Here is a 21,417-nt window from a genome sequence, read left to right on the forward strand (position 1 = left end):
AGAGCGGTCGCGCGGGAACTGAATGCACGGCGCTTTGCGACGCTGCTGTTTGATCTTCTCACGCCGCAAGAGGAGCGCGACCGTTCAAACGTCTTCGATGTCGCAATGCTTGGACAACGGCTGGTCGCGACCGTCGACTGGCTTCAGGGCCTCGAACCTGCGGTTGCCCGCCTCCCTGTCGGGTTGTTCGGCGCCAGTACCGGCGCCGCGGCCGCCCTCATGGCGGCGGCTCAGTTGCCTCACCGAATTGCCGCGGTGGTCTCACGCGGTGGACGCCCGGATCTGGCCGGCGAGGCCCTGCCCCATGTCCGTGCGCCAACCCTGTTGATCGTCGGCGGCGCCGATGTCGGCGTGATCGAGCTCAATGAGGAGGCGCTCACCCGGCTTGGCGGGCCGAAGGCTCTGGAAATCATTCCTGATGCAACGCACCTCTTTCCCGAACCGGGCGCCATGGATGCCGTCATCGAGCATGCCAGCCGATGGTTCGAGCGATACCTGCAGACGCCAGCGCCAGTCCGCGCCGCTTGAGCTGGATCAGTACGGAGCCGGTCAACCCCGGCAGAATGCTCAAAATCCAGAGGGGACTTTCGCATGACCAACATCATGGTAGCAACCGACGGATCGAGCGGCGCATGCCGCGCAATCGATGTGGCAGCAGAGCTTGCCAAAGCGTTGGCATGCGATCTCCTGATCGTAACGGTTGCCGACGGACTTCTGGGGGAGGAGGTTCGCCAGCTTCCGCACACCGGAGCCACCGCCGGTGATCTGCTGGAAGCCTTGACGGGGCAGACCCTCAAGGCGGCGCAAGCCCGTGCGCGCGAAGCAGGTCCCGCATGCATTGAAGTTCGGACATGTTGGGGTGACATCACCCAATCCCTGATCGATCTTGCGGCCCAAACGTCGACCAAGATGATCGTCGTGGGACGGCGCGGACGCGGCCAGTTGGCAGGCCTGCTGCTCGGCAGCGTCTCGCAGAAGCTCGTCAGCCTCGCTCCTTGCGCAGTGGTCGTCGTTCCCTAGCGGGGGATTGGCCGCAAACCGCGTCAAGGCTCTGAGACCAATCGGAAGGTGGCAGCTGGGATGGCTTTTCGACAACGCGCACTTTCGAAGGTCTACCAGCTGATCGAGCCCGGCCCCGTCGTACTGCTGACGACGGCCAGCCGCGGGCGCCCCAATGTCATGACCATGTCGTGGCACATGATGGTGGAGTTTGAACCGCCGCTCATCGCGTGCATCGTCAGCGAAGCCAATTTCAGCTTTGCCGCGCTTCGCTCGGCTGGAGAAGCCGTGATTGCAATTCCGCCACGCAGCCTTGCCGATACGGTCGCCAGGGTCGGCAATTGCTCAGGCCGCAACAGCGACAAGTTAAAGCGCTTCGGGCTAACTCCTCTTCCGGCGACCCTGGTCGGCGCGCCCCTCGTCAAGGATTGCTTCTGCAATCTCGAATGTCGCGTGACGGATAACAGCATGGTCCCGCGCTACAATCTGTTCGTTCTCGAGGTTCTGCGCGCATGGATCGATCCCGCCCGGAAGAACCCAAGGACGCTTCACCACCGTGGATACGGCGCGTTCACCGTCGACGGCGCCACGATCAAGACGAAGTCGAAGATGAGGTAGTCGCGCAACGCGCGACGCCGGACCAACTCAGGCCGCGGGAGCGATGCTTCAGCGGTACCAGCAACGGCCGCGCCGACAGACGCGATGGTGGGGATAGATCCAGCGCGGACCCCAGCAGGAACGATACCAGTGATAGCCGGTCTCGCCCAATCGGTAGCAGCCGGCCACCGCGCTCGTGGGTGCCAGCGCACCGGCCGCGACGATCGCGGCGACGGCGGCGAACATGGCAAATCTTCGCATCTCGTTCTCCTCGAAGAGTCCAACGGCGGTGTATTTGTCCCGACACAGCGCTCGTGCGCGTTGAGTTGAATCAACGCATGAGCCGGCGGCGAAGGTCTTGGCAGGCGGAGCGCTTCCGGTCGCTTCGCCACGCATGAGAGGATCGGCCCGCTGACGTCCGAATCCCCTGACGCCAAGCGCGAACACCGGCAAGGATGAGCGTTGACATGTTATAACATTTAAGCAAATGTACTGACTAACCGGAGCGCAAATCCGGATTTTCGGGAGGACAGTATGGCGTCATTCAAGCCGACACGACGAACGCTGCTCAAGAGTGGAACCGCGGCTGCGGCTCTGGCGGCGTTCGGCCCTGGCATTCTGCGGCACGCGTCGGCGCAGGACGCCGACCTTGCGCCGTACAAGTCCGCGCAGATCGACTGGCGGCAGGTCTCCGGCGAGACGATCACCGTGGCGGTGATCCCCGCGAGCTATTTCGAAAATCTGATCGCGCTCGCGCCTCAGTTCAAATCGCTGACCGGCATCGACGTTCGCTTCGAGAAAATTCCGCCGGCGCAGATCCGGCAGAAGAGCGTCATCGACCTGACCTCGAAGACCGGCACTTACGCTACTCACGCCGCGGACCCCATGTATTATGCACTCTACGCCGCGAACAAATGGGTCGAATCGCTCGACACCTATCTCAACGACAAGGCGCTGACCGATCAGGCCTGGTTCAAGCTCGACGACATCATTCCGGCATGGCGCAGCGCGAACGGCGTCGACGGCAAGCTCTACGGCATGCCCTATGACGGCGAAGTCACCATTCAGGTCTATCGCAAGGACCTCTACGACGCGAAGGGTCTGAAGCCGGCCGACACGCTCGAAGCCTATATGTCGAACGCTGCGGCGCTGAACACGCCGAACGACCGCGTCTGGGGCGCAGCGCTCCGCGGCGTGGCCGGTGCCGGCCAGAACATGTACATCTATCCGTCGATCTTCCGCGAGTTCGGCGGCGACTGGATGAAGGGCGGCAAGCTCACCGTCAACGGCCCCGAGGCCGAGGCGGCGCTCGCCTGGTACGTCGACATCATGAAGAAGTACGCGCCGACGGCGGCGGCCAACTGGAACTGGCCGGATATTGCCGACGCCTTCTCGCAAGGCACCGTCGCGAGCTACATCGACGCGCATTCGTCGGCCTCGGTGATCAACAATCCGGAAAAGTCCAAGGTCATCGGCAAGGTCGCCTATGCGCGCTGGCCGAAGGGGCCATCGGGCAAGCGCACGACATCGATCTGGAACTGGGGCTTCCCGATCAACTCCGCGCTGCCGGAGAAGAAGCGGAAGGCGACCTGGCTCTTCATCCAGTGGGCCGCGAGCGCCGAGACCCAGGCGCGCACCGCGCATCGTTTCGCCGGCCCGACCAAGCGTTCCGGTGTCAACCGCACGTCGGTCTGGAAGGATCCTGACTACATCAAGCTGATGAACGGCTTTGGCGAGAATTTCGTCGAGGCCACGATGGGAGCCTTGCAGCAGGACACCGACGTCGATTGGCGTCCGCGCGTGCCGCAATGGCCTGCCATCGGCGACACCATGGCGACCGCAATCCAGTCGGCCCTCTCCGGCCAGGCCACGATCAAGGCTGCCCTGGATGATGCGCAGCGCCGTATCGAGCCGATGATGCGCGGCTGAGACATGGCCTCGACAGCGATGACATCGGCCGGCATTTCGAGCGAGGCGCCTCGCACCGATTTCGGCCGCGTCCTCGAACAGCGTGAGCGCCGGTTTGCAGCAGCCCTGCTCGCGCCGGCGTTTCTCGCGCTGCTCGCCACGACGACGTTTCCGCTGCTCTTCCTGGTCTATACCAGCGCCTTCCGCATGGACCTCGCGATGCCGTTCACCAACGGCTTCGTCGGGCTCGAGAACTACCGGGTGCTGCTCTCCGACGAACGCTTCTGGTCCTCGCTGCTGGTGAGCCTCGTCTATACCGGCTCGACCGTCGCGCTGCAGGTCATCATCGGCCTTGCGCTCGCCTTGCTGGTCATGGACATGAAGCGCGGCCAGGGCTGGTTCAGGGTCATCGCCATCCTGCCCGTGGTGCTGTCACCGGCCGTGGTCGGCATGATCTGGCGTACCTTCATGCTGGCACCGGAATTCGGCATCGTGGACTTCCTCGCCATCAACGCCGGCCTCGGCAGCAAGAACTGGCTTGGCGATCCCACGCTCGCGATGGTCTCGGTGATCGCGATCCATACATGGCAGTGGACACCGTTCGCGTTCATGGTGCTGCTGGCCTCGCTCGCCTCCCTGCCCGACGATATCTACGAGGCCGCGCGGCTCGACCGCGCCTCGGCCTGGCAGCGCTTCCGGCGCATCACCCTGCCCCTGCTGCGGCCGGCGATCGTAATGGTCGTCATCATGCGGACCATGGTGGCGTTGACCGCGTTCGCGGCGATCTTCACCGTCACTGCCGGCGGCCCCGGCACCGCGACCGAGATCCTCAATCTCTATGCCTACCGGAAATCCTTTACCGAATTGTCGATCGGCTACGGTTCCGCGCTCGCGGTCGCGCTGCTGATCGTGACCATCGTCATCTCAGGCATCCTGTTTGCGATGCGGAGGGCGAAATGACCGCAAGGCGCTTCCGCATCATCGCGCTGCTCGGGATCTCCACGGTCTTCCTGCTGGCCTGGGCCTTCCCGATCGTCTGGAGCGTGCTGAACTCGCTCAAGACCGATACCGACGTGCTGGCCTACCCGCCCAAGCTGGTATTCTCACCGACGCTTGAAGCCTATCGCGACGTGCTGTTCGGCTCCGGATCGATCCTGCCGAACCTCCTCTCCAGCATCATCATTTCCGTGGGCACCACCATCGTCACCATGCTGATGGCGGTGCCGGCGGCCTACGCGCTGGCGCGCTTGCGCTTTCGCGGCAAGAAGCTCGCGGGCTTCTACGTGCTGGCAACGCAGATGCTGCCGCCGGTCGGCATCATCATCCCCTACTTCCTGGTGCTGCGGAACATCGGCTGGATCGACACCTACCAAGGCATCATCCTGATCTATCTGTCGTTCTCCCTGCCCTTCGCGATCTGGCTGCTCGTCTCCTATTTCGAGGACATTCCCTTCGAGATGGAGGAAGCGGCCTATCTCGACGGAGCGAGCCGGCTGAAGACGCTGTGGCGGATCATCATTCCGCAGGTCCGCGGCGGCATCGCCGTGACGGTCGTGTTCGTGTTCCTCAATGCCTGGAACGAGTTCCTGTTTGCCGTCGTGCTCAGCGGCAACACGGTGCGCCCGGTCACGGTCGCCATGTTCAATTTCGTCTCCGTCGAGCAGACGCTGTGGGCCAAGCTCGCCGCGGTCTCGGTCCTCGCCATGCTTCCTGTCGTCGTCCTCGGCGTGGTCGCGCAGAAGCATATCGTGAAGGGCCTGACGGTCGGTGCAGTCAAGGGCGGAGGGCGCCGATGAGCGGCCAGGGTCAGGTCAGTTTTCGCAACATCGTCAAGATGCACGGCGAGTTCGCCGCACTTAAAGGCGTTACTTTTGACATCAAGCCAGGCGAATTCTTCGCCCTGCTCGGCCCTTCCGGCTCGGGCAAGAGCACAACGCTGCGCATTCTCGCCGGCTTGGATGCGCCGACCGACGGCCGCGTGCTGATCGACGACAAGGACGTCACCTCGACGGACGCGCGGGACCGGGACATCGCCATGGTGTTCCAGAGCTACGCGCTCTACCCGCACATGACGGTGGCCGAGAACATCGCCTTCCCGCTGGAGATGGCCAAGCTGCCGAAGGCCGAGATCGCGCCCGCCGTGAAGGACGCCGCCCGAAAGGTGAAGATCGATCATCTGCTCGATCGCAAGCCGGGCCAGCTCTCGGGCGGCCAGCAGCAGCGCTGCGCGCTCGCCCGCGCCATCGTGCGCAGGGCACGTCTGTTCCTGCTCGACGAGCCGCTCTCGAACCTCGACGCAAAGCTGCGACTGGAAACGCGCGCCGAACTGAAGAAGCTGCAGCGCTCGCTCGGTGTCACCGCCGTTTACGTCACCCACGACCAGGAAGAGGCCATGACGCTCGCGGATCGCATGGCAGTGTTCATGTCGGGCGAGATCCAGCAGGTCGGCACGCCCGCGGAGGTGTTCGCGCGCCCGAACTCGATCGACATTGCCGGCTTCATCGGCAATCCCCCGATGAACCTCGTTCCCGCCCGCTACGTGGACGGCGACGTCATCATCGCCGGGCATCGTCTGAAGACCACGACCACGACGGCCGGCGAGCGCGACGTGGTGGCCGGCCTTCGACCCGGCGCCCTGCGCATGACGGAGAACGGGCTCGGTGGGCGCGTGGATCTGATCGAGGATCTCGGCGATACCGCCGTGCTCGATCTCGACTGCGCCGGCACCATGATCCGCGTGCGCGTCGCCGACGGCAACATTCCCGGCGAGGGCGACATGATCTCGATCACGGCCCGTCCGCAAGACATTCACCTGTTCGACCCAGCGACCCGCATGCGACTCTGACACCATGGCTGTTCAAACGCGCAAGAAGAAACCCACACCGCTCGGCAGTGATGTCGTCGCGGAAGGCTCGACGCCCCTGCACATCCAGATCCGCGAATCCATTCGCAGCCAGGTTCGCGACGGCAAGCTGATCGACAAGACCGGCCGTCTGATGACCGAAGCCGAGCTCGGCCGTCATTTCGGCGTCAGCCGCATCACCATCCGCAACGCCATCGCGCCCCTGGTGAACGAAGGCATGTTCGACCGCTCGCGCGGTCGCGGCACCTTCCTGCGCTCGAACCAGCCCGAGAACTGGGTCGGCCACCTCATGGGCTTTTCGGAAACCATCCGCGACGCCGGCTATCAGCCCGGCGCCAGGATTCTGCATCAGGGCATGACCAATCGGCACGACGCCGCCGTTCGGGAGCAATTGCGTGAACGAGCCGTCTGGCAGCTCCGTCGTCTCCGGCTGGCGGACGACAGCCCGATCGCCATCGAGCACGCGTTCTACCCACCCGATATCGGTCTCGAGCTCGAGAAGCGCGACCTGATCTCCATCATCATGTACCGCGTGTTCGAGGACGAGCTTGGCCTCGCCATCAAGGACGCGCAGCAGACCATCAGTGCCGACCTCGCCGACGCCAGCAGCGCGAAGCTGCTCGGGGTGAAGGTCGGCTCTCCGCTGCTCGCCATCGAGCGCGTCACCTTCGGCAAGGACGGAAGAGCGCTGGAGCTGCTGCGCGCGGTCTATCTGCCGAAATATTTCCGCCTCAGCATCAGCCTGACGCGCCGCCACTGACAACGCCACACGTCAATAACGAGGACGCAAACATGCCGAATGGCGCAAAGACTCCCGATGGCCCCAACATCCTGCTCATCCTCAACGACGACATGGGCTTTTCGGACATCGGCTGCTACGGCGGCGAGATCCAGACGCCGAACCTCGACCGCCTCGCAGCCAACGGTCTGCGCTATTCGCAATTCTACAACACCGCCCGCTGCAGCCCCTCGCGCGCCTCGCTGCTCACCGGCCTGCATCCGCACCAGACCGGCATCGGCATCCTCACCTACAGCAACGGTCCGGAGGGCTATGCCGGCAATCTGAACAAGAGCTGCGTCACCATTGCCGAAGCGTTGAAGAGCAAGAACTACACCAGCTATCTCAGCGGCAAATGGCACATCGCCAGCAGCCTGACAGAGCCGACCGACGCCTGGCCGATGCAACGCGGTTTCGATCACTTCTACGGCACCATCATCGGAGCCGGCAGCTTCTATCACCCGAACACGCTCACCCGCGGCAACGACAATATCGAGCACGAGGCCGAGAAGGACCCGTCGTTCTTCTACACCGACGCGATCAGCGACCAGGCGGCCGCCTTCATCCGCCAGCACAAGGCGGAAAAGCCCAATGCGCCGTTCTTCCAGTATGTCGCCTACACGGCGCCGCACTGGCCGCTTCATGCCCATGACGAGGATATCGCCAAGTACAAGGGCCGCTTCGATGCGGGTTGGGACAGGCTGCGCGAGGAGCGCCTCAAGCGGCTCGTCGACGACGGCATCATCCATCCGAACTGGCGCCTGACCGATCGCGATCCGACCCAGCCGCCGTGGACCGAGGCGGAGCAACGTCAATGGACGCTGCGCTGCATGGAGGTCTATGCCGCGCAGATCGACCGCATGGACCAGGGCATCGGCCGCATCCTGAAGGCGCTGGAAGAGACCGGCCAGATGGATAATACGCTGATCATCTTCCTGTCCGACAATGGCGCCTGCGCCGAGGACATTCCGGAAGGCGTCACGTCAAAGGAACTGGTCGATCAGCTCATGATTGCCAAGGCCACGACCCGCGACGGCAGGCCGGTACGCTTCGGCAACGATCCGACCCTGATGCCCGGCGCCGAGGACACCTATCAGAGCTACGGCACGGCCTGGGCCAATCTCTCCAACACGCCGTTCCGTCTCTACAAGCACTGGATCCACGAGGGCGGCATCGCGACGCCGTTCATCGTGCACTGGCCGCGCGGCATCTCCGAGAGGGGTGGCCTGCGACACAATCCGAGCCAGCTCACCGACGTGATGGCGACCATCCTCGACGTCACCGGCGCCACCTATCCGAAGGAATATAACGGCAACGTCATCCTGCCCTGCGAGGGCGAGAGCCTCGTGCCTTCCTTCGCGTCGGCTTATGGCGGCCGCGGCCCGCTGTTCTGGGAGCACGAGGGCAACGCAGCCGTTCGCGTCGGCAAGTGGAAGCTTGTTCGGAAATATCCGGGACCGTGGGAACTCTACGACATGGAGACCGACCGCACGGAAATGCACGATCTTGCGGGCGACCATCCGGATCGCGTCCGCGAGATGACGGCGCAGTATCAGCAATGGGCCAATCGCTGCGGCGTGATCCCGCGCGAGAAGATTCTCGAGCTCATGAAGGCCGAAGGCGGTACGGCCTTCTGGGAGGAAGAGAAGCAGAAATAGCGCATGACGGAGGATCGTTCGCATTGCTGCACGCAGGGCGGCGCCGGCAAGGCGCCGGCGGTCGATGATGCGCAGCCGGCGATCCTTCCCAGCCCAGTCGCGATCCCGCGCCGCTGGAGCGTGCTGATCGGCGGGACCTTTCACATGGGGTCCGCCGGCGGCGGCTTTGTCGGAGACGGCGAAGGGCCCGTGCGACCGGTCACGCTGTCGCCCTTTGCGATTTCCTGCCACGCCGTGAGCAATCTGCAATTCGGCGACTTCGTCCGCGCCACGGGCTACACGACCGAAGCCGAACGCTTCGGCTGGAGCTTTGTCTTCGATGGACTGTTGCGGGAGGAAACGCGAGCGGCGCAGACGACCCGTGTCCGGGAAACACCGTGGTGGATCCCGGTGCCGCATGCCTATTGGGCGCAGCCGGAGGGACCGTCGAGCAGCGTCCTCGACCGGCTCGATCACCCCGTGGTCCATGTCTCCTGGAATGATACGCAGGCCTATTGTGCATGGTCGGGCACGCGCCTTCCGACCGAAGCGGAATGGGAGATGGCCGCGCGCGGCGGATTGGACCAGGCGACCTACCCTTGGGGCGACGAGCTGCAGCCCAATGGCGAGCATCGCTGCAACATTTGGCAGGGCCATTTTCCCGATCGCAACACCATGGACGATGGCTATTTCGGCACGGCGCCCGTTCACGCATTCGCGCCGAACGGCTACGGCCTGCACAATGTCGCCGGAAATGTCTGGGAATGGTGCTCGGACTATTTTTCGCCGAGCTATCACCGCCTCACGTCCTCACGGGATCCAATGAACCGCGAACCTGCCCCGAACAGATCGATGCGCGGCGGATCTTTCCTCTGCCACGAGTCCTACTGCAACCGCTACCGCGTCGCTGCGCGAAACTCCAACGCACCCGACTCGTCATCTAGCAACATCGGCTTCCGCGTCGTGCGCACCGAGCCGCTGCGGGATCCGGCTTAGGATGGCGCCGGCACCAGATGCCGCGAAGCCGGTTCCTGCACCCGGTATACGTCTGCTGCCGCTCTCCCTGCGCAACTTCGTGCGCAATCGCGAGACCGGCCTCGTGCTGGTCGCCATTGTCGTCGGGCTGCTCAGCGGGGTCCTCGTGGCCGCGATCTCGAGTCTTAGCCAGATTTCGCACGCACTGCTGTTCGATATTCCTTTCGACGCGCATCTCAGCGCCACCGGCGTGATTTCCTGGCAACGCACACTGCTGATCCCGAGCATCGGCGGCCTGATCCTCGCGCTGATCGGGGTGTACTTCGCCCGAAGGGTGAAGGGACAGCAGCTCGCCGACGCCATCGAGGCCAATGCGCTCTATGGCGGCCGGGTATCGTTCCGCGGAAGCTTGCTGATCTCGATCCAGACCCTACTGTCCAACGGGTTCGGCGGATCAGTCGGGCTGGAAGCCGGCTACACCCAGATCTGCTCGATGTTCGGCTCCCATGTCGGCCAGCGCCTCGCCGCCCGGCGCAACGACATGCGGTTGCTGGTGGCCTGCGGTGCAGCCGGTGCAATCAGCGCCGCATTCTCGGCCCCGCTCGCCGGCGCCTTCTATGCCTTCGAGGTCGTGCTCGGCGCCTACACCTCCGCCGCTCTGGTACCCGTCATTGCAAGCGCCGTCACCGCGTGGCTGGTCGCGCGCCGGTTGACGCACCAGTCCTTCCTGATGGTACCGGGATTTCCATCGCCCATGTCCGTCGAGATGATCGGGCAGACCGTGCTGATCGGCATCATCTGCGCCTTCGTCAGCATCCTCGTCATGCTGGCGGTCGCGTTCTCCGAACGTTGCTTTCAGCGCATCACACTGTTCAGGGGATTCATGCGCCCGATCCTCGGCGGTCTCCTCCTCGGCTGCCTCGCCTTGCTGACGCCGACCGTGCTGGGCGCCGGCCATGGCGCGATGCAGATCCTCCTGGTCAGCAACCCGACCTGGCTCCTGCTCGCCACGACCATCGTGTTCAAGATCCTCGCGTCAGCCATCTCGCTCGGCTCTGGCTTCCGTGGGGGTCTATTTTTCGCTTCCCTCCTGCTCGGCGCGCTGATCGGGCAGCTCTACAGCATCGTGCTGACCGGACCTCTTCCCACGCTCGCCCTTCAGCCCGGCACCGCCGCCATCGCGGCCCTCGCCGCGCTGGGCACCGGCGTCCTGGGGGCCCCGTTCAGCATGGTCTGTCTCGCGCTCGAAATCACTGGCGACTTCTCCGTCACCGTGGGGGCCGTGGTCGCATCATCGGTCTGCGCCCTGATCGTCCGCGAGCTGTTCGGTTACAGCTTTGCGACATGGCGTTTCCACCTGCGCGGCGAGGTCATCCGCGGCCCCCAGGACATCGGCTGGGTCCGGCAGATGAGCGCGGCATCCCTGATGCGTACCGATTTCGAAACCGCACCGACAACGATGCCGATCGGCGAGGCGCAAAAGCTGTTCTCGCCGGCGCAGGTCCGCCAGGTCGTGTTGCGCGATCCCAACGGCATCTATGCCGGCATCGTTGCGGCCGCGACGCTGCATTCGGTCGCCAATCAGGACGACGAGCCGCTCGGGTCGCTGGCGCAGCAGCAAGACGAATGCCTGCTCCCGACCACATCGGTCCGCGAGATCCTGAAGGCCTTTGAACGCAGCGAAGCCGACGTGCTCGCGGTCGTCGACCGCGCCGACCACCGCGCCACGATCGGCACGTTGAGCGAATCCCATGTGCTGCGTACCTACGGGGAAGAGCTCGAGCGCCGGAACCAGGAACTGTTTTCTCGTTGATGCCGCTAGGGTCGCAGGTCCATGTCGATCCGCACGAAGTCGCCGCGATAGGTGACTTCGCCGAGATAGATCACGGTGCGGTCTCGGGTCGTGAAGACACGGCGGACTTCGGCAACCGGAGAGTTCAGCGGCACGCGCAGCAGCCGCGCCGCTTCGATATCCGCAGTGCCAATCGTCAGCGTTTGACGGGCGCTGGCGATTGCGGGATCCCTGAGATCGTTGAGAATAGGGATCACGGTCTCGTTGCGAAAGCGTTTTGGCGACCGACGAAAAATCTTCTCGTCGAGATAGATCGAGATGACGCAGTAGGGTTGTCCCTGGCGCGAGTGAAGGCGGCGCATGAAGACGTATGTCTCGGCCGGCTTGCCGTCGTCCGGAAACAACGGCGCATCGCTGCGGCTTTCCGAGACGTTGATGATCTCGGGCGAGGTGTCGCGGTACATGTCCGCGAGATCCGACAGCGTGGTCTCGACCTTGAGCCAGCGGTCCTGTCGCACCGTGCCGGTGACGAAGGTGCCGCGGCCCTGCTGCGCCTCGATGACACCGTCGCGGGCGAGCAGCTCGACGGCCTGCCTGATGGTGACCCGTGAGACGCCGAACTCGGCCGCGAGCTCCTCGTTGGCCGGCAGGCGAAAACCCTGGGTCCAGACGCCGCGCGCGATCCGCTGGCGGAAGATGTCGGCGATCTGCGCGTATTTGGGGACGTGACTGTCGGAACTCAATTCCATCTCGTCCTCCTGAATTCAGGCCACGTGATCAAGCCATGACCAGCGCGGCACCGCGTTCGCCGATCATCAGGCTGGTCGCATTGGTGTTGGCCGACGTGATCTGCGGCATCACCGAGGCGTCGATCACGCGCAATCGCGCGACCCCGCGCACGCGCAGCTGCGGATCGAGCACCGCCTGCGCGTCCCGGCCCATGCGGCAGGTCCCGACGCAGTGAAACACCGTGCCCCCCGTATTGCGCGCAAAATCCCACAGCCCGGCATTGTCCCTTGCGGCCTCGCCCGGCACCATCTCGACATCCCAGAGCGGACGAAACGCCTTCTGCCGATATATCTCGCGCAGAATCTTCAGGCCGGCAACGATGGTCTTGCGATCAATCTCCTCGGCGAAATAGTTCGGCGCAATCCGCGGCTGGTCGAACGGATCGACCGAGCGGATCGCAAGCTGTCCGCGCGATTGCCCGTGACATTGCCAGACTGAGGCCGTGAAGCCGGAATAGCCGTGCAGGGGTTCGCCGGGCTTGTCGACCGAGAGCGGCATCACGTTGAACTGCACGTCCGGACGACAGCCGACCGCATATTCGGTGCAGGCTGCGCCGCCAACCTGCCCCGCGCCGACCGTCAAAGGGCCGCTGCCTGCCAGCATCCATTGCAGGCCCATCCTGGCCAACTCGACAGGATTGCGGACCTGATCGTTGAGTGAAATTCGCTCCTTCAGGCGGACAATCAATCGGGCCTGATAGTGGTCCTGAAGATTGGCGCCGACTTCCGGAGAATCGGCAACGACGGGAATACCGAGCTTGCGCAACAGGTCGGCCGGACCGACGCCAGAGAGCTGGAGCAGTTGTGGCGACTGCAGCGCCCCGCCGGACAGGATGATCTCGCGATCCGCCGATGCGCTGTGGACCTGTCCCTTGCTGATCCACTCGACGCCGGTCGCGACGCGGCCGTTGAAAACGACCTTGCTGACCTGCGCATGGGTGATGACGGTGAGGTTGGGGCGATCGGAGATGGGACGCAGAAATGCCGACGCCGAGCTGGTTCGCCAGTGCCGTCCGATACCGAGCTGATAGGTGCCGACGCCGAGCGTCGTCGCGCCGTTGAAGTCGGGATTGCGCGGCAGCCCGAACTGCACGCCCGCTTCCACCCAGGCGCGCGACGCCCGATTGTCGTTGCGGAGGTCGGAGACCTCGAACTCGCCGAGACCACCGTGGAATTGGCTTTCGCCACCGCGGTAGCGCTCGTGGCGTCTGAAATAGGGCAGAACTTCGCGATAGCTCCAGCCGTCGGCGCCAAGGCGTTCCCAGTCGTCAAAATCCTCGTGCTGGCCGCGGATGAAGATCAGCCCGTTGATGGACGATGATCCGCCGAGCACGCGACCGCGCGGCCAGACTATGGCGCGGCCGCCGCTGCCTCCCGAGGGTTCGGTCTCGAACAAGCGCGAGAAGCGTTCGTCGTAGATTGTCCGGTAGTAGCCGACCGGCAGCTTCAGCCAGAAATTCCGGTCCGATCCCCCCGCCTCCAGCAGAAGCACGCGGCAGGCCGGATCGGCCGACAGGCGGTTTGCGACCACGCAGCCGGCCGAACCCGCCCCGACGATGATGTAATCGTAGCTTTGCCTCGACATCAGAGCGTCCGGTATTGTTCGATTGAGGCAAGATCGGGAGATACGCCAAGACCCGCCTCATCGCCGAGCTCGATCACGCCATCCTGCACGTTCAGCACGGGCCCGCAGAAGCGATCGCGCAGCGGATTTTCATTGCTATCGACCTCCAGCAGCCCGTCGCCGCCGACGCCGGCCAGAAGATGCGCCGATGCCAGAAGGCCGATACCGGCGCCGAGATAATGTGGACAGAACAGCTTGCCTGACGTCAGGATGTCGCGCGCAATGCCTGCGCAGGCCGACAGCCCGCCCCATTTGGCGATGTCGGGCTGGACAACGCCGAGAACCGGCTCTCTCAGCACCTCGGCGAAGCCGGCGTGGCTCGCAATGTTCTCGCCGGCAGCGAGCGGAAAGCTGATCTTCTCGTGCAGTTGCTGCCACTCCTGCCGCGGGCGGTCCGCACGGATCGGCTCCTCGAGCCAGGCAAGGCCGAACGGCTCCAGCTGCGGCGCAAGCTCGAGCGCCTGTGCGATGGTCCAGCCCTGGTTGACGTCGGCTGCGAGCACGCCATCGCCGACGAGGCGCCGCAGCGCAGCGAGATTGGCGCGATCATCCGCCGGATCAAAGCCGATCTTCAGCTTCAAGGCTCGGTAGCCGCGGCTGAGAGCTGCTTCCGCGGCTCGTTCTGATCCCACAGGATTGATGCCGCTCGCATAGACCTTGATCCTGCTCCGAGAGCCGCCGAGCAGCTTCCACAGCGCAACGTTCTGGCGCCGCGCGTGAAGATCCCAAACGGCGAGATCGATGCCGGCGATGGATTGCGCGAACGGCCCCGCTTCTCCGGACTGCAGCGCAAGCACCGAGGTCCCCACCGTCAGCCGCTCGAACACAGCCGAAGGTTCATTCGCCTTGAAACCGGCAAGAGCCGGCGCGAGCACCTCGTTGATCAGCCGAACGCGATGCTCGGCGCCCGGCGCGGGGAAATTGCACCAGACTTCGCCCCACCCGACATTGCCGTCGGTGTCCTCGACACGGACAAAAACGGCCGGCCGATCCGCCATCCGCCCGAACGAGGTGATGACTTGCGTTCTCAGCTGATAGCGATAGCCGAACGCCTGAACGCTCCGGATTGTGAAGAACGGCAATGTCATGCGCGGAAGGCCTGCGGCGCCAGCGGCGAGGCGCCCTCTTGTATGGTCATCCTATTTATAATATGACTTCGACAAACATCAACTGCAATCCGGGTGGAAGCGTCGAATGGACGGAACTGGCGTGAGACGCTTTGTTCTTGGATTGACACCGTGGATCGGTGCGATCCTGCTCTGGTATGCCGTGCGCTGGAGCGGCTTCGTCAACATCTCGCTGATCCCTGCCCCGCACCAGGTCGCCGCGAAATTCTTCGAGCTTCTCACCAAGGAAGGCCTGCTGATCGACATCTTCGCCTCGACCAGGCGCGTCTTTTTCGGCGTCTTGCTCGGCATCCTCGTCGCGGTGCCCGTCGGTTTCCTGCTCGGCTGGTATCGCCCGGCCCGCACCTTCGCCGACCCCATGATCAACTTCTTCCGCGCGCTGCCGCCGATCGCGCTGATCCCGCTGGTGATCGTGTATTTCGGCGTGGATGAGCTCGCAAAGCTCGTCATCCTGTTCTACGCCTCGTTCTTCTCCGGCGTGATCGTGATGTACGAGGGTGTCTCCCAGATCACGCCGCTCTACATCCGCGTGGCGCAGACCCTCGGCGCCAACCAGGCGGAAATTTTCCGCAAGATCATCATTCCCCTCACCGTACCGCATATTCTCACCGCGCTGCGCGTGGCATTGGGCGTCGCCTGGGCGACGCTGGTGGCTTCCGAGCTGATCGCGGCCCAGCGCGGGCTCGGCGCCATGATCCAGAACGCCTCGACATACTTCCTGCTCGACGTCATTTATGTCGGCATCATCTGCATCGGTCTGATTGCGTTGATCATGGACATGATCCTGCGCAAGATCACGGCGCGGCTGCTGGTCTGGCAGGATCGGGCCATCGCATGACCAAGCGCGCGCAATTCGACCGGGTTTCGCTCGCATTCGAGACCCCGAAGGGGCGGCTCAACGTCGTCGAAGACGTCAGCTACGACATCGACGATGGCGATTTCATCGCCGTGATCGGCCCCTCGGGTTGCGGCAAGACCACGATGATGAGCATGCTCGCCGGCTTCCAGAAGCCGACCACGGGCAACGTGCTGTTCGACGGACGGCCGGTGGCAGGCCCCGGTCCCGAGCGCGGCGTCATCTTCCAGGAATATGGCGTCTTCCCGTGGCTGACGGTGAAGCAGAACATCGCCTTCGGCCTGACGCTTCGGGCCAATCGGGTCGTGGCCAGTGAACGCGACGCGATCTGCGATCACTATCTCGGCCTGATGGGACTGTCGGACTTCGCGAACTCGTATCCGAAACATCTGTCCGGCGGCATGCGCCAGCGCCTCGCGATCGCGCGCGCCTATGCCGTCAAGCCGCAGTTCCTGCTGATGGACGAGCCGTTCGGCGCGCTCGACGCCCAGACCCGCTCCAACATGCAGAACCTGCTGCTGAGGGTGCTCCAGACCGAAGGCAAGACGGTGATGCTGATCACCCACTCGGTGGAGGAAGCGATCTACCTCGCCTCCCGCATCGTGGTGGTGACGGCACGGCCGGCGCGGATCAGGGAGATCATCGACGTGCCGTTCGGCTACCCCCGCGACGAGTCGATCCAGGAGCGGCCCGAATTCGGCGAGCTGCGCAGCTACATCAGGCAGCTCGTGATGGACGAGTATCGCGCCCAGCAGGCGCAGATGCGTCCGGTCTCATTCTCGGAATAACAAACAAAACGGAGGACACATCATGGATCGGCGGCAATTTCTGACCACGACGGCAGGCCTTGCGCTCGGCACCTTCACTGCCGCAGCGCCCGCGATCGCGCAGGCGAAAACAAAAGTTCGCGTCGGTTATCTCCACACCGTCGCAGTCGACGGCCAGATCTGGACCGGCATGGACCGCGGCTCCTTCGAGAAGCAGGGGCTCGAGCTCGAGCTGCGGCAGTTCAACACCGGCCTCGAGATATTCCAGGCGCTGATCGGCGGCAGCCTCGACGTGCTGGCCACCGGCGCCGTGCTCTCGAACTTCCCGGCCCGCGGCCAGGGCAAGGTTTTCCTGATCAACGACATCGAGGTCGCGACCGCGCAGCTCTGGGTTCGCGGCGATCAGGGCATCAAGACGTTCGCGGACCTGAAGGGCAAGCGCATCGCGACCGCGACCGGCACCACAGCGCATGTATTCCTGGATACGGCGCTTCGCGCCAACAAGGTCGATCCCAAGGAGGTCGAGCTCGTCAACCAGACCATGCCGGCCGCCGTGACCGCCTTCATCTCCGGCGCAGTGCCGGCCGTTGCTCTCTGGGTCCCCTTCAACGTGACGGTTCGCGACAAGGTGCCGGGCGCGGTCAAGCTCGCCGACGCGTCGGCCTACTATCCGAAAGCCGCGATCATCGGAGGCTGGGCCGCGGCCAACGATTATTACGAGCCGAACAAGGAAACGCTGGCGAAGCTGATCCGTGGCTGGGCCGACGCCAACGACTACATCATTGCGAACAGCACCGAGGCGATGGAGAAGCTGCAGAAGGGTCACTACAGCCAGACGCCGATGGCCGATATCAACGAGTCGTTCAAGGCGCAGAAGATGTTCACGTCCAAGGACTGGAAGCGCATGTACTCCGACGGCACAGTCACCAATTGGCTGCAGCAATCGACCGATTTCTTCATGGCCAATGCCGGCATCAAGGACTTCACGCCGGCAAGCAAATATTTCGATCCGAGTCTCTATCTGAAAACGATCGCGTGAGGAACTCCAAAAGACCAAGCTTGCCTGCCAAACAACTTGCTCAGCCCGCTGCGACGGAGTCTTTTGCGCCGCGGGCGCCTGCTGCACCGCGAAACCACTTGCGCCGCAGCATTCAAAAATGAGACTGCCAGTCAAGCCGAACGAGGCACCGATGCGTGCACCGCATTCGACTTCGGCTAGCTTCCCCCTGAAGCCGCGGCCTTCGAGCCACGGGCATCGCGCGGTTCGGCGCGGCAACAAAGCGACCACACAGGGGAGGAGCACATGTCGAAATGCAGCATGGGACTGCTCGCGTTGAGCAGCCTGTTTCTTTCGGGCGCAGCGATCGCCCAGGAAAAGATCAAGGTCGGTGTGACCGCGACGCTCGAAGGCACTTACACGGTGCTCGGCGAGGACGGCATGCGCGGCCACCAGACGGCGCTCAACGTGCTCGGCAAAAAGGTCGGCGACAAGGAACTCGAATTCATCGTCGCCTCGACCGACGCAACGCCGGACTCGGCCGTGCGCGCGGTGCGCAAGCTGATCGAGCAGGACAAGGTCCAGATCCTGCTGTCGCCCCTCTCCGGCGACGAGGGTATCGCGGTGAAGAACTTTGCCAAGACCCATCCCGAGCTGACCTTCATCAACGCGGCCTCCGGCGCGCAGGAAACGACCTATGTCGACCCTGCCCCGAACTTTTTCCGCTACAACATGGACGGCGCGCAGTGGCAGGTCGGCCTCGGCAAATACGCCTATGAGGAAAAGAAGTATCGCAAGATCGCAACCGTCGGCGAAGACTACTCCTTCATCTACACCCAGGTGTTCGGGCTGGTGCTCGAATTCTGCGGAATGGGCGGACAGGTCACCAATCGGCAATGGGTGCCGCTGGGAACGAAGGACTTCGCCTCCGTCATTGCCGCCCTGCCCGACGACGTCGACGCCATCTATCTCGGGCTCGGCGGCGCGGATGCCGTCAACTTCCTCAACCAGTATCAGCAGGCCGGCGGCAAGGCGCACCTGATGGGCGGTTCCATCATGATCGACCAGACCATCCTGTCGTCCAAGGGCAACGCCAAGAACGCCCTGGTCGGGACCATCGCGGCGAGCGGCCAGGCCGACACCTGGGAGGATCCGGGCTGGCAGAAGTTCGTGAAGGCCTACCAGGACGCCTTCCCGCCCAACAAGCGCTTCCCCAGCCCCTCGCTGCTTGCCACGAACTACTATGGTTCAACCATGGCGCTGATCCTCGCACTGCGTCAGGTCAACGGCGATCTCTCCAACAATCAGGCGAAGCTCAAGGAAGCCCTGGCGAAGATCGAGATTGATGCGCCGAATGGGAAGATCAAGCTCGACTCCAACCGCCAGGCGATCGGAACCAACTTCGTCACCGAAGTCGTCGATGACGGCAAGGGCGCGCTGTTCAGCAAGGTCGTGAAGGTGATCCCGAACGTGAACCAGACGCTCGGCTATGATCCGGCGGTGTTCTCGAAGATCGGACTGCCGAGCCGTACCGTGCCGGAATGTAAGAAGTATTGACGCATCACATGGGCGATACGGAACGGGGAGCGACTCGCTGACGCGGCCGCTCTCCGCTCTTGCAATCCCGGCGGCATTGTTGAACGCTGGCTGAAAAGACAAGAACATTCGGGAGGGGAAGGCATGAGCCGTGCGCTCGCCGTCTTCCATGGCCGATTCGGCCGGGCGACGGTTTATCAATTGAACCGCCCTTTCAATATCCACGCCCATCGTGAAGGTCATCTGATCTTCCATGTCGGCGGCATGCCGGCATGCATCGATGTTTCCGACGGACATTATGATCTCACCGAGTCTTCCGTCGTCGCCGTCAATCCCTGGGAACCGCACAACTTTCTGCCGACCGATCTCGATGGGGGCGCCATCTTCTTCGTGCTCTACGTCAATGCCGAATGGTTCGCGCCGGATGCCTCGGGCACCGAGCGGATGCGTTTCGGCCGCACCCAGTTCAGGCGCACGCCTGCACTCGACAAGCACATCAGGCGGACCGCTGCGCTCGTGTGCGGCGCACCATCGCTCTCCAGTCTCGATTGCGAGCTGCGGAGGCTGATCGACATCTGCTATGACGAAAGCTGGCAGCAGGCCGAGATCGCGCGCGACCCGCGCGCAAACGGCTCCGTCACCGATTTTCGCGTGCGCAAATGCATCAAGATGATGTCGGAAAGCCCCGGCGCCGAGATCGAGCTCGACACCATCGCGCGGGAATCCGGCCTGTCGCGGCCGCACTTCTACAGGCTGTTCCGCGTCCAGACCGGAGTTACGCCCAACCTCTATCTCAACACGCTGATCATGGAACAGGCGCTCGAAGCACTGGTGGCCAGCGAGACGCCGATCGCCGACATCGGTTTCGATCTCGGCTTCTCCTCGCAGAGCGGCTTCACCCGCTTCTTCGCGGCCAATGTGGGAATGGCCCCGACCGATTATCGTCGCGCAGCCAAGGTTTTGCGCGCCTGACCGACGCACGAAAAGATACTCACGATCAAACGTCGCCCTCGCCGCCCGGCTAGGATGCGGGCAACGCGATCCCGAGATGATCGCGACCGACGGGAGCGAACGTCATGGCAAGGCCTGCAGCCGCTGCAAGGCTGTTCGACCTGCATTCAGTGAACCTTCGGCCTGTCGCCCGAACAAGCGGACGGCGCATATGAGCCGCTTTGTCGAACGCCATCCGGCCTGGGCGCTGATCGCGATCATTGCCATAGCCGTCGCGCTCTGGCTGATCTTCGCGGTGTGGCCGCCCGGCCTCGAAGAAGCGATCGGCCGCAAGCGCGTCTTCCTCAACGCCGTCTTCAACGGCATCACGCTTGGGGGACTCTACTTCCTGGTCGCCAGCGGCTTCACGCTGATCTTCGGCCTGATGCGCAACGTCAACCTCGCGCACGGCTCGCTCTATCTGTTCGGCGGCTATGTCGGCTATGCCATCAGCTCAGCGACCGGCTCCTGGCTGCTGAGCTTCATCGTCGCCTTCATCCTGACGGCCCTGGTCGGCATCCTGCTCCAGGTCATCGTGTTCCGGCGCATGGAAGGTCAGGACCTCAGACAGACCATGGTGACGATCGGGCTGTCGATCGTTTTTGCCGATCTTATGCTCTGGGCCTGCGGCGGCGACTTCTACCAGATCCAGACACCGAACTGGCTGATCGGCCCCGTGGAGCTGCCGCTGATCACGGCGATCAAGTCCTCGGGCGAGCCGGTCTATCTCAGATATCCCATGGTGCGGCTGGTGATCTTCGCCGCCTCCGTGGTCATCGGCGTGGCGATGTGGCTCGCGCTCAATCGCACCCGGATCGGCATGATCATCCGCGCCGGCGTCGACGATCGCGACATTCTGGCTGCTACCGGCGTGCGTATCCAGCTCGTCTTCGTGCTGGTGTTCGCGTTCGGCGCGGGGCTTGCGGGCATCGCCGGCGTCGTCGGCGGCACCTTCCAGTCCTTGTCGCCCGGCGAGGACATTCGTTTCCTGCTGGCTTCCCTCGTCGTCGTGATCGTCGGCGGCATGGGCTCGATCCCCGGTGCGGCGCTGGGAGCGCTGATCATCGGCCTCGCCGAGCAGCTCGGCTCGGTCTACATCCCGACCTACGCCATAGTCGTGACCTTCCTGATCATGGTGCTGGTGCTGGCGATCCGGCCGCAAGGCCTGTTGGCGAGGCGCTGA

Annotated in this window: 21 protein-coding genes; 17 read left to right on the forward strand and 4 right to left on the reverse strand. The window is 63.8% G+C overall.

From position 1 onward, the window contains the following. The 3 genes from IC50_RS00105 to IC50_RS00115 all read left to right on the forward strand — a co-directional run. Nucleotides 1-528 (forward strand): dienelactone hydrolase family protein (locus IC50_RS00105; RefSeq protein ID WP_035699113.1); only part of this gene is annotated, 528 nt, incomplete at its 5' end. Between the two features lie 63 nt (nucleotides 529-591). Continuing rightward, nucleotides 592-1,020: a universal stress protein gene (locus IC50_RS00110; RefSeq protein WP_035699114.1), complete on the forward strand. Its 429-nt coding sequence runs from the start codon at nucleotides 592-594 to the stop codon at nucleotides 1,018-1,020. Between the two features lie 60 nt (nucleotides 1,021-1,080). After that, on the forward strand, nucleotides 1,081-1,617 hold the full coding sequence (locus IC50_RS00115; protein ID WP_035699116.1) for a flavin reductase family protein: 537 nt from the start codon (nucleotides 1,081-1,083) through the stop codon (nucleotides 1,615-1,617). A 48-nt stretch (nucleotides 1,618-1,665) separates the two neighbouring features. Here the strand turns inward: IC50_RS00115 and IC50_RS40950 are convergent, their stop codons facing one another. Beyond that, nucleotides 1,666-1,857, reverse strand: coding sequence for a hypothetical protein (locus IC50_RS40950; RefSeq protein WP_157460768.1), 192 nt, complete (start codon nucleotides 1,855-1,857; stop codon nucleotides 1,666-1,668). Between the two features lie 273 nt (nucleotides 1,858-2,130). Here IC50_RS40950 and IC50_RS00125 point away from each other — a divergent pair, with 273 nt between their 5' ends. Genes IC50_RS00125 through IC50_RS00160 form a run of 8 tightly spaced genes read left to right on the forward strand, consistent with a single transcriptional unit; the run spans nucleotide 2,131 to nucleotide 11,570 of the window. After that, a complete protein-coding gene (locus IC50_RS00125; RefSeq protein ID WP_035699120.1) occupies nucleotides 2,131-3,525 on the forward strand; it encodes an ABC transporter substrate-binding protein in 1,395 nt (464 codons plus the stop codon). A gap of 3 nt (nucleotides 3,526-3,528) precedes the next feature. Continuing rightward, nucleotides 3,529-4,464, forward strand: a complete 936-nt coding sequence (locus IC50_RS00130; RefSeq protein ID WP_081492312.1) for a carbohydrate ABC transporter permease — start codon at nucleotides 3,529-3,531, stop codon at nucleotides 4,462-4,464. Beyond that, nucleotides 4,461-5,300 carry a carbohydrate ABC transporter permease gene (locus tag IC50_RS00135; RefSeq protein WP_050990840.1) on the forward strand — a complete coding sequence of 280 codons (840 nt, stop codon included), beginning with the start codon at nucleotides 4,461-4,463 and terminating at the stop codon, nucleotides 5,298-5,300. Before IC50_RS00130 ends, IC50_RS00135 begins: the two co-directional genes overlap by 4 nt. Next, nucleotides 5,297-6,349, forward strand: coding sequence for an ABC transporter ATP-binding protein (locus tag IC50_RS00140; protein ID WP_035699121.1), 1,053 nt, complete (start codon nucleotides 5,297-5,299; stop codon nucleotides 6,347-6,349). Before IC50_RS00135 ends, IC50_RS00140 begins: the two co-directional genes overlap by 4 nt. 4 nt (nucleotides 6,350-6,353) lie before the next feature. After that, complete coding sequence (locus IC50_RS00145; protein ID WP_035699122.1) at nucleotides 6,354-7,127, forward strand: GntR family transcriptional regulator; 774 nt, start codon at nucleotides 6,354-6,356, stop codon at nucleotides 7,125-7,127. Between the two features lie 32 nt (nucleotides 7,128-7,159). Then, nucleotides 7,160-8,803, forward strand: coding sequence for an arylsulfatase (locus tag IC50_RS00150; protein ID WP_050990841.1), 1,644 nt, complete (start codon nucleotides 7,160-7,162; stop codon nucleotides 8,801-8,803). A 3-nt stretch (nucleotides 8,804-8,806) separates the two neighbouring features. Continuing rightward, complete coding sequence (locus tag IC50_RS00155; RefSeq protein ID WP_081492313.1) at nucleotides 8,807-9,778, forward strand: formylglycine-generating enzyme family protein; 972 nt, start codon at nucleotides 8,807-8,809, stop codon at nucleotides 9,776-9,778. 1 nt (nucleotide 9,779) lies between these two features. Beyond that, complete coding sequence (locus IC50_RS00160; RefSeq protein WP_050990842.1) at nucleotides 9,780-11,570, forward strand: chloride channel protein; 1,791 nt, start codon at nucleotides 9,780-9,782, stop codon at nucleotides 11,568-11,570. Nucleotides 11,571-11,575: 5 nt separating this feature from the next. Here the strand turns inward: IC50_RS00160 and IC50_RS00165 are convergent, their stop codons facing one another. From IC50_RS00165 to IC50_RS00175, 3 genes are read right to left on the reverse strand one after another with little or no spacing between them, the layout of a single operon-like run. After that, nucleotides 11,576-12,298, reverse strand: a complete 723-nt coding sequence (locus IC50_RS00165) for a GntR family transcriptional regulator (RefSeq protein ID WP_035699124.1) — start codon at nucleotides 12,296-12,298, stop codon at nucleotides 11,576-11,578. 28 nt (nucleotides 12,299-12,326) lie between these two features. Next, the gene (locus IC50_RS00170) at nucleotides 12,327-13,922 is read right to left on the reverse strand and encodes a GMC family oxidoreductase (protein WP_035699126.1); all 1,596 of its coding nucleotides are present in this window, start codon (nucleotides 13,920-13,922) and stop codon (nucleotides 12,327-12,329) included. Continuing rightward, nucleotides 13,922-15,049: a mandelate racemase/muconate lactonizing enzyme family protein gene (locus IC50_RS00175; RefSeq protein WP_035699128.1), complete on the reverse strand. Its 1,128-nt coding sequence runs from the start codon at nucleotides 15,047-15,049 to the stop codon at nucleotides 13,922-13,924. Before IC50_RS00175 ends, IC50_RS00170 begins: the two co-directional genes overlap by 1 nt. Before the next feature lie 121 nt (nucleotides 15,050-15,170). On the opposite strand from IC50_RS00175, the gene IC50_RS00180 reads away from it, so the two are divergent. From IC50_RS00180 to IC50_RS00205, 6 genes are all read left to right on the forward strand, one after another. Further along, the gene (locus IC50_RS00180) at nucleotides 15,171-15,926 is read left to right on the forward strand and encodes an ABC transporter permease (RefSeq protein ID WP_433960399.1); all 756 of its coding nucleotides are present in this window, start codon (nucleotides 15,171-15,173) and stop codon (nucleotides 15,924-15,926) included. Then, nucleotides 15,923-16,732 carry an ABC transporter ATP-binding protein gene (locus IC50_RS00185; RefSeq protein WP_035699131.1) on the forward strand — a complete coding sequence of 270 codons (810 nt, stop codon included), beginning with the start codon at nucleotides 15,923-15,925 and terminating at the stop codon, nucleotides 16,730-16,732. Before IC50_RS00180 ends, IC50_RS00185 begins: the two co-directional genes overlap by 4 nt. A 22-nt stretch (nucleotides 16,733-16,754) precedes the next feature. Next, nucleotides 16,755-17,750: an ABC transporter substrate-binding protein gene (locus IC50_RS00190; RefSeq protein ID WP_035699132.1), complete on the forward strand. Its 996-nt coding sequence runs from the start codon at nucleotides 16,755-16,757 to the stop codon at nucleotides 17,748-17,750. Between the two features lie 264 nt (nucleotides 17,751-18,014). Continuing rightward, nucleotides 18,015-19,265 (forward strand): ABC transporter substrate-binding protein, encoded by a 1,251-nt coding sequence (locus IC50_RS00195; protein ID WP_035699134.1) that lies wholly within the window; start codon nucleotides 18,015-18,017, stop codon nucleotides 19,263-19,265. 123 nt (nucleotides 19,266-19,388) lie between these two features. Next, nucleotides 19,389-20,216 carry an AraC family transcriptional regulator gene (locus IC50_RS00200; protein WP_035699136.1) on the forward strand — a complete coding sequence of 276 codons (828 nt, stop codon included), beginning with the start codon at nucleotides 19,389-19,391 and terminating at the stop codon, nucleotides 20,214-20,216. A 190-nt stretch (nucleotides 20,217-20,406) separates the two neighbouring features. Further along, nucleotides 20,407-21,417, forward strand: coding sequence for a branched-chain amino acid ABC transporter permease (locus IC50_RS00205; protein ID WP_035699138.1), 1,011 nt, complete (start codon nucleotides 20,407-20,409; stop codon nucleotides 21,415-21,417).

It is taken from the genome of Bradyrhizobium genomosp. I (2014), assembly GCF_000261685.1.
In the GTDB taxonomy this organism is placed as follows: domain Bacteria; phylum Pseudomonadota; class Alphaproteobacteria; order Rhizobiales; family Xanthobacteraceae; genus Bradyrhizobium.